The organism is Rhodopila globiformis (genome assembly GCF_002937115.1).
In the GTDB taxonomy this organism is placed as follows: domain Bacteria; phylum Pseudomonadota; class Alphaproteobacteria; order Acetobacterales; family Acetobacteraceae; genus Rhodopila; species Rhodopila globiformis.
In genome coordinates this window covers 1-13,946 of the sequence record NZ_NHRY01000118.1, presented here as the reverse complement: position 1 = coordinate 13,946, position 13,946 = coordinate 1, and the positions used below count along the sequence as shown (strand labels likewise).

Below are 13,946 nucleotides of genomic sequence, written 5' to 3'. Positions count from 1 at the left end.
GCCGAGTCGTCAAGAGGGTTCCGTGAAATTATGGCACTACAAAAAATTCCGGCGGGATGAATGGCGGATTTCTCCGGTTTTCGGACCGTTCGTTACGCTAAGTTGGCGTTTGGTCGGCAAATGTGGGTCAACCAACCTGCGGTCTGCTGTAGCCATCGCTGAACCGGCCGTCGTGCTGCATGTGCGAAAAAAACCGCCGGGTCCGTATGGCATACTGTCACGTATGGGGCTAAACCCGCCCGCTATGACAATGAACCTCCCCCTCCGCCTCGTCATCTTCGATTGCGATGGCGTCCTGATCGACAGCGAAGCGCTGTGCGACCGGGTTGTCTCCCGCGACCTGCATGCCGCCGGGTGGCCGCTGTCGCCCGAGGAGTGCCACCGGCTGTTCCTCGGCCTGACCTTCCCCGACATCCAGCGGGCGGCGGAGAAGCAGCTCGGCCGCTCGCTGGGCCCCGACTGGGTGAGCGGCGTGATCCAGCGGGTCACCGCCGTCATGGCCGAGGAAGTCGAGCCGGTCGCCGGCGCGCGTGAAGCGCTGGAGGCGACCCGGGACATGGGCGTGCCGTATCGGGTCGCGTCGAATTCCTCGCGCGGCGAGATGGCAGCGAAGTTCACCCGCACCGGCCTGGCCGACTTGCTGAAGGGGCGCATCCACAGCGCCTATGATCTGCTGCGCCTGGGCAAGCGGGGCAAGCCGGCGCCGGACCTGTTCCTGGAGGCCGCGACAGCCGAGGGCGTGGCGCCGGCCGCCTGCCTGGTGGTGGAGGACTCGCTGGCCGGGGTGCGGGGCGCGGTGGCGGCCGGCATGCCATGCCTGGGCTACAGCCCCAACGGCAACGGCGCGCAGCTCAGCGCGGCGGGAGCCCTTCCCTTCACGTCAATGTTTGCGCTACCTGACCTGATCCGTTCCTACCTGCATGGCACCCAATGACGATTGATGCGTTTGCTTACCTCTATCCCTGGACCAAGGCCTTCCATGTGATCTCGCTGATCGCCTGGATGGCGGGCCTGTTCTACCTGCCGAGGCTGTTCGTCTACCACTGCGACCTGCAGATCGGCAGCGCCGAGAGCGAGCGGTTCAAGCTGATGGAATACCGGCTGTTCAAGGCGATCATGAACCCGGCGATGATTTCGACCTGGCTGTTCGGGATCATCCTCGTGCTGACCCCGGGGATCATCGACTGGGCCAGCGGCTGGTGGCATGTGAAGATCTTCTGCGTCATCCTGATGACCGCGTTCCATATGGCGCTGGGCCGCTGGCGGAAGGACTTCGCGCGTGACGCCAACACGCGGCGCGGCAAGTTCTATCGGATTGCCAATGAATTCCCCACGGTCCTGATGGTCATCATCGTCATCATGGTGATCGTCCGCCCCTGGGCCTGAACCAAGGAGCCTTTTGCCGATGCCGGTCCGTATCGTCGACGTCCGTGAGGTCACCAAGCCCATCGGCTCAGCGATACGGAACGCCTACATCGACTTCAGCAAGATGACGTCGAGCCTGGTGGCCGTCGTCACCAATGTGCAGCGCGATGGCCGCCCGGTCGTCGGGTATGGCTTCAACTCCAACGGTCGCTACGGCCAGGGCGGGCTGATCCGCGAGCGGTTCGCCGATCGCATCCTTCAGGCTGAGCCGGGGTCGCTGCTGGACGAAACCGGCGACAATTTGGACCCGGACAAGGTCTGGGCGGCGATGATGCGCAACGAGAAGCCGGGCGGGCATGGCGACCGCTCAGTGGCGGTCGGCACCATTGACATGGCGGTGTGGGACGCGGTGGCGAAGATTGCCGGCAAGCCGCTGTTCCGCCTGCTGGCCGAACGGCGCGGCGTCGTCGCGGACCCCAGGGTCTTCGTCTATGCCGCCGGCGGCTATTATTATCCCGGCAAGGACGATGCCGCGCTGTGCGCCGAGATGCGCAGCTACCTGGAGCGCGGGTATTCCGTCGTCAAGATGAAAATCGGCGGCGAGTCGATCGCCGACGACCGCCGCCGGATCGAGGCGGTGCTGAAGGAAATCGGGCCGCACGCCAGGCTGGCGGTGGATGCGAATGGCCGCTTCGACCTGGAGACGGCGATTGCGTACGCGAAGATGCTGCGGGACTACGACCTGTTCTGGTACGAGGAGGCCGGCGATCCGCTGGATTACCAGCTTCAGGCGGCACTTGCGGACTTCTATCCCGGCTCGATGGCGACAGGGGAAAACCTGTTCAGTCACCAGGACGCGCGCAACCTGATCCGCTACGGCGGGATGCGGCCGGACCGTGACTGGCTGCAGTTCGATTGCGCTTTGTCGTATGGGCTGTGCGAATACCAGCGGACGCTGGCGATGCTGAAAAACCATGGATGGTCATGGAAGCGCTGCATCCCGCATGGCGGGCACCAGATGTCGCTGAACATCGCCGCCGGGCTGGGACTGGGCGGCAATGAGAGCTATCCGGATGTGTTCCAGCCGTATGGCGGGTTCCCGGATGGGACGGTCGTGCGGGATAGTATCGTGACGCTGCCGGAGCTGCCGGGGATTGGGTTCGAGGGCAAGTCGGATCTGTACGCGGTCATGCGGGAACTGGCGTGCTGAGGCGCCGGTGCCCTGGGGGAGCCGCCACGTCTATACCGACATCGGAATATTACGATACAGAGATAGGCGGAGGGTCACAGGGCCTTGCCGTCAGATCAGCTTCGGCGTGCTCGGCCAGCAGCTGCTTCCGGGGGTCTGGTCCGATGACCGTTCGCTGAGGACAAATGCGCCCGCCCTGATCGCGCCAGGGGCCGCGTTCGCAATCGATGTCTGTCCGGTGACGCGTGTGGCGTGGCACGACAGCCGCGTGTTCGCAGGCCGTCATCTGCGTTCATCTGCGGTTCCCAACCCGGCACTCTCGGCAAGCCACGGAACGGTCGTCGGCGCTCAGGCCGGGATGCAGCGTGGCTGTTCATCCTACGGAATAATGGGAACCGCAGATGAACGCAGATATTCTTTCCGCGGTTCCGGCGGCTCTGTGCGGGCACGCGTCCCGGCCGGCAGCATCGAGCGGCGGTGGCACAACCCAAAAATGGGTCATCGGTCTGGTTCGTTGGTATGAGGTGGAACAACTCCATGCGGAGACGAGCTTGCTCTACCAGTCCGCTTATCCTGGCACGCCTGGCCATGTCGGAGAGGTAACGGCCTCTCGCCCATTTTCAGCTATCGCAGTGCCGGCGCGCCGGCTGGCCAGCTCTGTGTTAAATGAACCTGCGAGCGAAACCGTCCGGCAGCCGCCAACCGGTTTCCCCAGCCACCCCCAGCGCTACGCTGCCAGCCGCTCCACGATAGTCTCCAGCCCCGGCACGTTCTCCGACGGTCCCACCGTCGCCAGTGTCGGCGCCGCCCGGAAGTGCCGCGCCGCCATGCGCCGGATGTCCGCCTCGGTCACCGCGTTGATCTTCCCCAGCACCTCCGCGGTCGAGACCACCCGGCCGAAGGTCTGGATCTGCCGCGCCAGCTGCTCGCACCGGCTGCCGGTGCTCTCCTGCGACATCAGCAGGCTCGCCTTCACCTGCGCGCGGGCGCGGGCCAGTTCCGCCTCGCTGACGCCGTCCTGCACCTTGGCCAGTTCCTCCAGAACCACCGGCGTCAGCTCCGCCGCCTCGCTCTCGCCGGTGCCGGCATAGATGCCGAACAGGCCGCCGTCCTTGAACGGCGCGGTGAACGAGTAGATCGAATACACCAGACCCCGCTTCTCGCGGATCTCCTGGAACAGCCGCGACGACATGCCGCCGCCCAGCAGCGTGGACAGCAGCAGGGTGGTGTAATAGTCCGGGTCGCCATACCCGACGGACGGGAAGCCCAGCAGCAGGTGCACCTGGTCGAGGTCGCGGTCCTCGCGGAACTCACCCCCGGTATAGGTCGCGGCCTCGAACGGCGTTGCCGCGCCGGACGGCAGGTCGCCGAAATGCTTCTGAACCAGATCGAGGATCGCCCCATGTTCCAGCTTGCCGGTCGCGGCGACCACGATGTTGCCGTGGCTGTAGTTGCGGCCCATGTAGCCGGTCAGCACTGACCGTCCCATGCCGCGGATCACCTCGGCCGATCCCAGCACCGCCCGGCCGAGCGACTGGTTGGGATACGCCGTCGCCTGGAAATAGTCGAAGATGATATCATCCGGCGTGTCGTTCGCCTGGCCGATCTCCTGCAGGATGACGCTGCGTTCGCGTTCCAGTTCCTCCGGCTCGAAGCTGGAGTGGGTCAGGATGTCGCCGATGATGTCGCAGCCGAGGGCGGTGTCCTCCTTCAGCAGCTTGACGTAATAGGCGGTCTGCTCGCGTGCGGTGTAGGCGTTGATGTGGCCGCCGACGGCCTCCACCTCCTCGGCGATGGCGGCGGCGCTGCGCGAGGCGGTGCCCTTGAAGGCCATGTGCTCCAGGAAGTGGGAAACGCCGTTCTCCTCGGTCGTCTCGTTGCGCGAGCCGGTGGCGACGTAGGCGCCGATGGACACGGTCTCGACCCGATCCATGCGTTCGGTGACGACCGTCAGGCCAGACGGCAAACGAGTGACTTGGATCGGCTCATCCATAATGATCGGTTCTCTTCATGCTGGCAGGTTGGCTTATGTCCCTGTGTGCACCGTCCGGGGCGGTTGGCGCAACCGATTGGCGGGACACTGGCTGAATAGATGGCGCTGCGGACCGGCTTCGCCAGTCCCCACCCTTGTCAGGGGTGAAGCACGAAGAAGCGCATCGCTCCGAGCAGGATGCCGCAGCCGATGATCATCATGCTGCCGAGCTTGATGGTCAGGTCCCGCCGGAGCAGTGCCATGTCCGACTTCAACTCGGTCCGCAGGGCGGTAACCTCGGTTCGAACGGCAGTGATGTCGGAACTCAGTCCGGTTTGGATGGCGGCGCTGTCGGCCTTGAGTTCGGATCGCAAGGCAGCAATATCAGACTTGAGCTCGGACCGGACAGCCGCGATCTCGGACCCAAGCTCGGACCGGACAGCCGCGATCTCGGACCCAAGCTCGGACCGGACAGCCGCGATCTCGGACCCAAGCTCGGACCGGACAGCCGCGATCTCGGACCCAAGCTCGGACCGCATGGTGGCCATCTCGGATCTGAGAACAACACCCAGATCGTTCACGTCGGATCGGGTGGCCGGTTCCGCGCCGCTCATGGCTTCCGCCAGCGCCTCGGCCGTGCCGGCGGCGACGTTGGCGGCCATGCCGGAGGCTGCCAGCTTGCGGGCGAATTTGAGCGTGTCGAACGGAACCGCGTTCATGATGCCAAGCCTAACCGTGCGGGGACGAATCAGTCCAGCACGGCCAGGTTGACATTTGGTTAACGCCGTTCCGTCAGTAAACCACCACCGACCGGATCGACTCGCCGCGGCGCATCAGGTCGAAGCCTTCGTTGATCTGCTCGAACGGCAGCACGTGGGTGATCAGGTCGTCGATGTTGATCCGGCGCTCCATGTACCAGTCCACGATCTTCGGCACGTCGGTCCGGCCGCGCGCGCCGCCGAACGCGGTGCCCATCCAGGTGCGGCCGGTGACCAACTGGAAGGGGCGCGTGGCAATCTCCTGCCCTGCTCCGGCGACGCCGATGATGACCGACTTGCCCCAGCCGCGGTGCGCGCATTCCAGCGCCTGGCGCATCACCTTGGTGTTGCCGATGCACTCGAAGGTGTAGTCGCCGCCACCCCTGGTCAGGTCCACCAGATATGGCACCAGGTCGCCTTGCACTTCGCTCGGGTTGACGAAGTGGGTCATGCCGAACTTCTCGGCCATCGGCTTGCGGCCGGGGTTGAGGTCCACGCCGACGATCTGCTCGGCGCCGATCATGCGCAGACCCTGGATGACGTTTAGGCCGATGCCGCCCAGGCCAAAGACGATCGCCCGGCAGCCGGCCTCGGCCTTGGCGGTGTTGATGACGGCGCCGATGCCGGTGGTGACGCCGCAGCCGATGTAGCAGACCTTGTCGAACGGCGCGTCCTGCCGGATCTTCGCCAGCGCGATCTCGGGCAGCACGGTGAAGTTGGAGAAGGTCGAGGTGCCCATGTAGTGGTACACCGGCTGGCCGCCGCTGGAGAACCGGCTGCTGCCGTCCGGCATCACGCCCTTGCCCTGGGTCGCGCGAATCGCCACGCACAGGTTGGACTTGCGCGACAGGCAGTATTCGCATTGCCGGCATTCCGGCGTGTAGAGCGGGATGACGTGGTCGCCCTTCTTCAGGCTGGTGACGTTCGCGCCGACGTCGACCACCACGCCGGCGCCTTCATGGCCCAGGATCGACGGGAACAGCCCCTCAGGGTCCGCGCCGGACAGGGTGAATTCATCGGTGTGACAGATGCCGGTGGCCTTGATCTCGACCAGGACCTCGCCCTCATGCGGGCCTTCCAGGTCGACCGTTTCCAGGCTGAGTTTCTCACCGGCTTTGCGGGCAACCGCGGCACGTGTCTTCATTTCGTCCTCCCATCGGGCCTTTTTCCTGACTTATCAGTGCTGCCTGTTGGCGGCAATGCGCCCCGCATTGTCACGCTGGGTACCACAAACCACTGTATTTCCAGAGGTTACACCTGCAAGACCATTGGCAATATCAGACAATGTGAACAGCCGCGCCTTGGGCAAATGGCCCCGCCGAACGGGCCGCGTTATCTTCAAGCCGGTCAAGGGCCGCGCCACGCGATGTTCTCCCAATGGCGCTTTGCAAGTTCAGTGGCAATATCAAGAAGTTCCTGCCGCAAGTCGGGCGGTGCCGTCGGGCGGTGCCACGGCCACGACACCCTGGCTGGGCGAATCAAGGTGTGGAAACCAGGCCGACGTCACTGGCAGTCGGGCCATGCAATTGAGATGAAGCCGAAAGGCGCGGCCTTGGTTGAGTTTCCTGGCCTCCTCCAGAGTGAATATGCGCACCCCCAACGGCAACGGATTGTCCCCTGGCCACGGTTTCGACGTGGTATAAGCCATCACGGCAATCGGCGGCCGGACGCCCCAGGCAGTAGCAGATATGGCGCAGGCCTGGCTGACGAGGGCGTTCTGAGGTAGGAAAGAGAGCTCTGACGAACCCACCTTCGACAATCTTGTCGATGGCTGGCATGGGCGGCAGTCTCCCGGCAAATTTCTGGATGGAGGTATCGCCCGGCAAGCCCCAAGCCGGTTTGGATTGTGAGATGATTGATTGTTAGACAAGACGACGAGAGTCGGTCAAGGATCGCTTTTTGATTTGACCTTCCATGGCCACGGAATGCCAGCCATCCTCAACCATCGCTATCCGGAATGGCAAAAAGCCGATCGAACAGCAGAGACCGCTGGGCATAGCGCTCGTCCGATTCGCCTTCACTGCGGAGTAACGGACCTGGGATTATACCGGCAGCCTCAGGTGGCACGATCATTGTGATCGCACGATCGTCTTCTTCCTTGGCCGCCAAATCTCTCAACAATGCGGCCTCGGCGTAGCTTTCCGGCGTGCGATTCTCCGACTCTGCCAGACGTGCCAGCTTCTTGAACCGGCTTCGTCAATGCGCAGGGTGATTGCGACCTTGCGGCCTTTTCGGGCCGAGGCCCGTGCGGGGTCAAACGCGTGCGGGGTCAAACGTCGGATCGTTCACGCCTGTCATGCATGCAAAATGCAGCCCTCAACAGCCTTTTGCAAGCATCTGGAGACTTCAACCTCCGGGTGTCGCGCAGCGCCATCACTCGTAGTGGCGCGATCTGTCCGCGACACTGCGTCATTCTCGCGTCTCGATTGCCATGCGGACACATTTCCACATGACCGAGGGCAACGCCGCATCCTCCAGAGCATCCAGTGGCTGAGCGATGCCTTTGCCGCTAATTTCCGGCACATGCGCGGCCAAAACGTCAATAATCAGTTCAAAATGTGTAAAGCCGTGCCGGACCTGGCCAGCGCCCCGCCACTCGGCCTGCACCGGCGCGTCGGCCAACGCTTCGGCCACCGTCCAGGGCGTGTCGCGCCAGGCCGTGCCCGGCAGTTCCGTCATCCCGCCCAGCAACCCCTCCGCGGGCCGGGTCCGCAGCAGCACCCGCTTGCGATCATCCGTCAGCCAGAAATGCACGCCGTAGCGCACCGGCCGCGCCTTCTTCGGCAGCTTGCGCGGCAGGCTGGCCTGGATGCCCATGCGGCGCGCGGCGCAGGACTCGATCCACGGACAAACGGCGCAGCCCGGCGCCGCCGGCGTGCAGACCGAGGCGCCGAGGTCGAACAGCGCCTGGGCGAAATCGCTTGGCCGGGCACGGGCCGCCGGGTCCTCGCCCAGCCGCGCCGCAGCCTGGCGCAGCGCCGGCCTGGCCGCCGGCAGGGGCTGCTCGATGGCGAACAGCCGCGCCGCCACCCGCTCCACGTTGCCGTCCACCGGCACCGCCGGCAGGCCGAAGGCGATGGCGCCGACGGCGGCGGCGGTATAGGCGCCGATGCCCGGCAGCGCCTGCAACCCGACAAGATCGCGCGGAAACCCGCCCGCCGCCGCCACTGCCCGGGCGCAGGCGTGCAGGTTGCGGGCGCGGGCGTAGTAGCCAAGCCCGGCCCAGGCGGACAGGACCGCATCCAAAGGCGCCGCCGCCAGTGCCTCCACCGTCGGGAAGCGGCTTACGAACCGCTCATAGTAAGGTATGACAGCAACGACGGTGGTCTGCTGTAGCATGATCTCGCTCAGCCAGACGCGGTAGGGATCGGGGGTCTCGCCGGGCGCCGCCCGCCACGGCAGCGTGCGCCGGTGGCGGTCGTACCAGTGGAGAAGGATGTCGGCAGGAGCAATGGCGGACAACGACACAAAGACCGGTATGGCGGCATCGCGCCGCTTCGTCTACGGCCCGCGCGGCCTCGGCGCGCTGCTGCCGGACATCACCCGCCCGGTGTTTCGCAAACACAACCCGGCCTGGGCGATGATGCTGACCGACTGGGAGGCGATCGTCGGCCCGCGAATCGCCGCCATGACCGCGCCGCGCCGGCTCGACCGCGGGCTGCTGACGATCGCCTGCGCCGGCCCGGTCGCCATGGCGCTGCACTACGAAGGCGTGGAATTGATCAACCGGATCAACACCTACCTGGGCGGCCAGCCGGTCCAGTCGCTGCGCTTCACCCAGGCCGCCGTGCCGCGCAAGCCGCGCCCGGCCGCGAAGCCGCCGCCGGAAGCGGCAGCCGAGGCCGAGGCCGCAATCGGCGATTTCCCTGACGGGGAGCTCCGCGCCGCGCTGACTTCACTTGGCCGTGTGGTGTTGGGCCGTGTGCCGCCGGGCCACAGCAAACACTCGACACGCCGTATGAAAAAGCAATAATACCACATATAGAGGTATCCATGCAGTTTTCCCGCCGCTTTCTACTATCAGTGGTGCCGGCTCGCATCGCCCTGACCGCCCTGGCGGTGCCGGCGCTCGGCGGACTGGCCGTTGCCCAGGAGGCCCAGACCCGCGCCGAGCGGTTCGTCGGCAAGCCGAATGCCAAGGTGACCGTCAACGAGTATTTCTCCCTGACCTGCACCCACTGCGCCGACTTCGCCGACACGACGTTCCGGCAGATCCAGAAGAACCTGATCGACACCGGCGTGGTAAAGTGGGTGTATCACGACTATCCGCTCGACCAGCTTGCACTGATGGCCGCGATGGTGGCGCGCTACCTGCCGGTCGACCGCTACGAGCCGTTCGTCAACGCGCTGTTCGCCACCCAGAACAACTGGGCGTTCAACCGCAGCAACGACCCCAAGGAAGAGATCTGGAAGACCGCGGCGCTGGCGGGCATGAGCCGGCAGACCTTCGACAAGGCGATCTCGGATACCGGCCTGCGCGACTGGATCCTGAAGGACCAGCAGGAGGCATCGGAAAAATACAAGATCGACTCGACTCCGAGCTTTGTCATCAATGGCCAGAAATACGCCGGCGAGATGAGCTACGAATCCTTCCGCAAGCTGATCCCGGCCTAACAGCACCAGGAGTCCGCCTTGCCGGTCAGTTTCCGTCGTCTCCGCATCGCCGGGTTCAAGAGCTTCGCGGAACCCACCAGTGTCGAGATCATGCCGGGACTGACCGGGGTCGTCGGCCCGAACGGCTGCGGCAAGTCCAACGTGGTCGAGGCGCTGCGCTGGGCGATGGGCGAAAGCAACGCCCGCAACCTGCGCGGCGGCGAGATGGAGGACGTCATCTTCGCCGGCACCGCCGGGCGCGCCTCGCGCAACATCGCCGAGGTATCGCTCTACCTGGATGAGGCGCACGGCCGCGCGCCGCCGCCGTTCCATGAACAGGACGAGCTCGAGATCGTCCGCCGCATCGAGCGCGGTAGCGGCTCGGCCTACCGCATCAACGGCAAGGACGTCCGCGCCCGCGACGTGCAGACGCTGTTCGCGGACCTGGCGTCGGGCTCGCGCGCCTCGGCGATGGTCAGCCAGGGGCGCGTCGGCACCCTGGTGAATGCCAGGCCGGAAGACCGCCGCAGCGTGCTGGAGGAAGCCGCCAACATCACCGGCCTGCATGCCCGCCGGCACGAGGCGGAACTGAAGCTGCGGGCGGCCGAGGCCAATCTCGCACGCGCCGAGGACCTGCGCGGCCAATTGGAAAGCCAGCTCGGCAGCCTGAAGCGGCAGGCGCGCCAGGCCAGCCGCTACCGCAACATCTCCGGCACCATCCGCGCCGCCGAGGCGGAATTGCTGGCGGTGCAGAAGGCGCGGGTCGAGCAGGACCGCGCGCGGGCGGCGACGGCGCTGCAGGCGGCGGAGCAGGCAGTGGCGGTGGCGGCCGAGGCGGTCAAGGCGACCGCGACGCAGGCCACCGAAGCCGCCGCCGCCGTGCTGCCGCTGCGCGAGCGCGAGGCGGATGCCCGTACCGTGCTGGAACGCCACCGCGTCGCACAGGAACAGATCGCCGGCGAGGAGCAGCGCGCCCGCACCGCGCTGGCCGAGGCACAGCGCCGCATCGGCCAGATCCGCCAGGACCTCGCCCACGCCCAGCAGTTGCAGGCGGACGCGGCCGCCGCCGATGAACGCCTGGCGGCGGAAGAGGCCACCCTGGTTGAGGCCGAGACCGGCCACGACGCCCGCACCGAAACCGCCACCGCCAGCGCCGCCGAAGCGGCCGATGCGGTGCGCGAGGCGGAAGCCGCCGCCAACCGCGCCACCGAGGCGGCGGCGGAAGCCAATGCCCGCGCCCAGGCCGCCGCGCAACTCACGGCTCAGGCCGAGCAGCGCGCCACCCGGCTGAACGGCCAGTTCCAGGCCGCCACCCAGGAGCGCGAGCGGGTCGCCGCGCAGCAGGTCGATCCGGCGCTGATCGCCCGCGCCACCGGCGAAGCCGCTGAGGCCGAGGCCGCCGCGACCGCCGCCCGCGCCGCGGTGGAGCAGGCCGAGCAGGCGCGCGCGACGGCGGCGACAGCGCTGGTCGCGGCGCGCGATGCCCAGAGCACCGCCGATTCGGCGCGCGCCAAACTGGCCGCCGAATGCCAGGCGCTGGCCGAAGTACTGGCGGTGAAGGACGGCGAGCGCTGGCCGCCGATGGTCGATTCGCTGACCGTGGCCGACGGGCTGGAAGCGGCGCTGGGCGCGGTGCTGGGCGAGGAGCTGACCTCGGCGCTGAACCCGGCGGCGCCGCGGCACTGGCGCGAGCTGCCGGCGTTCGACCCGGTCCCGGCCCTGCCTGCCTGCGCGACTCCGCTGGCGGCGCACGTCCAGGGGCCGGCGGTGCTGGCGCGGGCGCTGTCGCAGATTGGTCTGGTCGAGAGCGACCAGGATGGGTTCGACTATCAGTCCGCCCTGCTGCCCGGCCAGTCATTGGTCGCACGCTCCGGCGCGATCTGGCGCTGGGACGGTTATACCATTCGCGCCGGCACGCCGACGGCCGCGGCGGTGCGCTTGCAGCAGCGCAACCGCCTGGCCACCCTGCGCAAGCGCCTGGAAGCGGCGGAACAGACCGCGGCGGCGGCCCGGACGGAGCGCGCGGCGGCGGAGACGGCGGCCCAGGCCTCGGTGCAGGCCGAGCAGCAGGCCCGCACGACGCGGCGCGAGTGGGAGCAGAAGCTGGAACGTGCCCGCGCCGGCCTGACCAGCCTGCGCAACCAGGCGGCGACCGCCACCGCCCGGCTGACCGCGACCGACGAGCAGCTTGCCCGCGTCACCGCCGAGCGGGACGAGGCGGTGGCCGCCCTGGCGCAGGTGCGCGAGGCCAACACCGCCCTGCCCGATGTCGCCGCCCTGCGTGCCGCGGTGGACTTGGCCCGCGCGGCGCTGTCGGAAGCGCGGGCGCGCGAGACCGCGGCGCGGACCGAGCGCGACTCGCTGAGCCGCGAGCATGCCGCCCGGGTCAACCGCCGGCGGGTGATCATCGCCGAGCGCGCCGGCTGGGCCGAGCGTGCCAAGGACGCCGGCGACCGCGTCGTCGACCTGACCGCGCGGCAGGCCGAGGCCGAGGACGCGCTGCGGACCCTGGAGGCCAACCCGGCGCAGATCGCCGCCCGCCGCGCCGAGGCGCTGGACGAACTGCAAGGCGCCGAGACCACGCACCGCCGCGCCGCGAAAGCGCTGGCCGCGGCGGTGAACGCGGCCACCGAAGCCGACAAGGCCGCACGGGCCGCGGAACAGGCGCTGGCCAGCCGGCGCGAGGATGCCGTGCGCGCCGAGGGTGTCGCGCAGCAGGCCGATCACGCCTGGGGGACGGTGGCCGAGCGGATATTGGAACGGCTCGGCGCCAACCCGACCCTGCCCGACCCGCCGCCGGAGCCGACGCAGGAGGTCGAGGACAAGGCCCGCCGGAAGCTGGAACGCCTGGTGAAGGAGCGCGAGGAGATGGGCCCGGTCAACCTGCGCGCCGAGCAGGAAGCCGAGGACGTCGAGAAGCGGATCGCGACGATCGAGACCGACCGCAGTGAAATGACCACCGCCATCGCCAAGCTGCGCGGCTCCATCGGCCACCTGAACCGCGAGGGGCGGGAGCGGCTGACCGCGGTGTTCCAGGAAGTGGACAAGAATTTCCAGCAGTTGTTCACCCACATGTTCGGCGGCGGCCGGGCGCAGCTGGCGCTGGTGGGATCGGATGATCCGCTGGAGGCCGGGCTGGAGATCTACGCCCAGCCGCCGGGGAAGAAGCTGGCGGCGCTGTCGCTGCTCTCGGGCGGCGAGCAGGCGCTGACGGCGCTGTCGCTGATCTTTGCAGTGTTCCGCTGCAACCCGGCGCCGGTCTGCGTGCTGGACGAGGTCGACGCGCCGCTGGACGACGCCAACGTGGACCGGTTCTGCACGCTGCTGGAGGACATGGTGCGCGATACCGGCACGCGGTTCATGGTCGTCACCCACCATCCGCTGACGATGGCGCGGATGGACCGGCTGTACGGCGTGACGATGCAGGAGCGCGGCGTGTCGCGGCTGCTCTCGGTCGACTTGGCGGCGGCGACGGAGATGGTCGATCCGCCGCGCCTCGCGGCGGAGTGAGGGCTCGGAGGGGGGGGCGTGGTCTGCGGCGCTGTCGGGTGCGTCCCTGGCAGGGACAGCGCGGTTGATGGCGTATTTCTGTTCGCACAGAGAAGTAAGGCGAGGGTGACGGAGGGCCACAGGGGATCAGGGGGACATTGCACGGTCCGGCGCGGGTGCTGCTTCAGGAGGACGTTTTGCGGGCCGGTGCGGATGGTGCTTCAGGAGGACGTTGCGCAAGCCGGTGCGGATGTCGCTTTGGGAGGGCGTTGTGCGGCCGGGTGCGGGTGTCGATTTGGGAGGACGTTGCGCGGGCAGGTGCGAATGTTGATGTCGGACCGGCTAGATTCATTGACCCGGCCAGGCGGCGCTGACCAGCGTCGGGTAATCCGGCAGCGCCGGTTGTCATGCGCTTCGCGCGCAGCGCCACAAATTCTTCTCAGCGGCCCTCCAACGGCCTCAGTTATTCTCTGTGGTTACATATCCGGAAGATCCGCCCGCACGCCCGCCGCCGCTGACCCTCATAAGCCGAAACGCAGGCAGCCCCCGTACCCGCCAACCGACCCCGCCCAGCGGCCTC

10 protein-coding genes are annotated in these 13,946 nt (G+C 67.4%); 6 read left to right on the top strand and 4 right to left on the bottom strand.

From position 1 onward, the window contains the following. The first annotated feature begins 250 nt into the window (after nt 1-250). From CCS01_RS11815 to CCS01_RS11805, 3 genes are read left to right on the top strand one after another with little or no spacing between them, the layout of a single operon-like run. On the top strand, nt 251-934 hold the full coding sequence (locus tag CCS01_RS11815; RefSeq protein ID WP_158258351.1) for an HAD family hydrolase: 684 nt from the start codon (nt 251-253) through the stop codon (nt 932-934). Beyond that, nucleotides 931-1,386: a protoporphyrinogen oxidase HemJ gene (hemJ, locus tag CCS01_RS11810; RefSeq protein ID WP_104519025.1), complete on the top strand. Its 456-nt coding sequence runs from the start codon at nt 931-933 to the stop codon at nt 1,384-1,386. Before CCS01_RS11815 ends, hemJ begins: the two co-directional genes overlap by 4 nt. Before the next feature lie 19 nt (nt 1,387-1,405). Further along, the gene (locus CCS01_RS11805) at nt 1,406-2,575 is read left to right on the top strand and encodes a mandelate racemase/muconate lactonizing enzyme family protein (RefSeq protein WP_104519024.1); all 1,170 of its coding nucleotides are present in this window, start codon (nt 1,406-1,408) and stop codon (nt 2,573-2,575) included. 706 nt (nt 2,576-3,281) lie between these two features. Here the strand turns inward: CCS01_RS11805 and CCS01_RS11800 are convergent. The 4 genes from CCS01_RS11800 to CCS01_RS11785 form a co-directional block, all read right to left on the bottom strand. Then, a complete protein-coding gene (locus CCS01_RS11800) occupies nt 3,282-4,547 on the bottom strand; it encodes a M16 family metallopeptidase (protein ID WP_104519023.1) in 1,266 nt (421 codons plus the stop codon). Nucleotides 4,548-4,684: 137 nt separating this feature from the next. Continuing rightward, nucleotides 4,685-5,245 carry a coiled-coil domain-containing protein gene (locus CCS01_RS11795; RefSeq protein WP_104519022.1) on the bottom strand — a complete coding sequence of 187 codons (561 nt, stop codon included), beginning with the start codon at nt 5,243-5,245 and terminating at the stop codon, nt 4,685-4,687. 73 nt (nt 5,246-5,318) lie between these two features. Continuing rightward, nucleotides 5,319-6,428 (bottom strand): S-(hydroxymethyl)glutathione dehydrogenase/class III alcohol dehydrogenase, encoded by a 1,110-nt coding sequence (locus CCS01_RS11790; protein ID WP_104519021.1) that lies wholly within the window; start codon nt 6,426-6,428, stop codon nt 5,319-5,321. Nucleotides 6,429-7,693: 1,265 nt separating this feature from the next. Then, nucleotides 7,694-8,746: an A/G-specific adenine glycosylase gene (locus tag CCS01_RS11785; RefSeq protein ID WP_239992124.1), complete on the bottom strand. Its 1,053-nt coding sequence runs from the start codon at nt 8,744-8,746 to the stop codon at nt 7,694-7,696. On the opposite strand from CCS01_RS11785, the gene CCS01_RS11780 reads away from it, so the two are divergent. The 3 genes from CCS01_RS11780 to CCS01_RS11770 are packed head-to-tail and all read left to right on the top strand — an operon-like array spanning nt 8,736 to nt 13,387. Further along, nucleotides 8,736-9,257 (top strand): DUF721 domain-containing protein, encoded by a 522-nt coding sequence (locus CCS01_RS11780; protein ID WP_239992123.1) that lies wholly within the window; start codon nt 8,736-8,738, stop codon nt 9,255-9,257. The genes CCS01_RS11785 and CCS01_RS11780 overlap by 11 nt on opposite strands. 20 nt (nt 9,258-9,277) lie before the next feature. Continuing rightward, nucleotides 9,278-9,898 carry a DsbA family protein gene (locus tag CCS01_RS11775; RefSeq protein WP_104519020.1) on the top strand — a complete coding sequence of 207 codons (621 nt, stop codon included), beginning with the start codon at nt 9,278-9,280 and terminating at the stop codon, nt 9,896-9,898. Between the two features lie 18 nt (nt 9,899-9,916). Further along, nucleotides 9,917-13,387, top strand: a complete 3,471-nt coding sequence (locus tag CCS01_RS11770) for a chromosome segregation SMC family protein (RefSeq protein ID WP_104519019.1) — start codon at nt 9,917-9,919, stop codon at nt 13,385-13,387. Nucleotides 13,388-13,946 lie beyond the last annotated feature (559 nt).

Excerpts from the sequence above, each read along its gene's own strand:
- CCS01_RS11815 (WP_158258351.1), top strand. The coding sequence starts at position 251 with ATGAACCTCCCCCTCCGCCTCGTCATCTTCGATTGCGATGGCGTCCTG.
- hemJ (WP_104519025.1), top strand. The coding sequence starts at position 931 with ATGACGATTGATGCGTTTGCTTACCTCTATCCCTGGACCAAGGCCTTC.
- CCS01_RS11805 (WP_104519024.1), top strand. The coding sequence starts at position 1,406 with ATGCCGGTCCGTATCGTCGACGTCCGTGAGGTCACCAAGCCCATCGGC.
- CCS01_RS11800 (WP_104519023.1), bottom strand. The coding sequence starts at position 4,547 with ATGGATGAGCCGATCCAAGTCACTCGTTTGCCGTCTGGCCTGACGGTC.
- CCS01_RS11795 (WP_104519022.1), bottom strand. The coding sequence starts at position 5,245 with ATGAACGCGGTTCCGTTCGACACGCTCAAATTCGCCCGCAAGCTGGCA.
- CCS01_RS11790 (WP_104519021.1), bottom strand. The coding sequence starts at position 6,428 with ATGAAGACACGTGCCGCGGTTGCCCGCAAAGCCGGTGAGAAACTCAGC.
- CCS01_RS11780 (WP_239992123.1), top strand. The coding sequence starts at position 8,736 with ATGGCGGACAACGACACAAAGACCGGTATGGCGGCATCGCGCCGCTTC.
- CCS01_RS11775 (WP_104519020.1), top strand. The coding sequence starts at position 9,278 with ATGCAGTTTTCCCGCCGCTTTCTACTATCAGTGGTGCCGGCTCGCATC.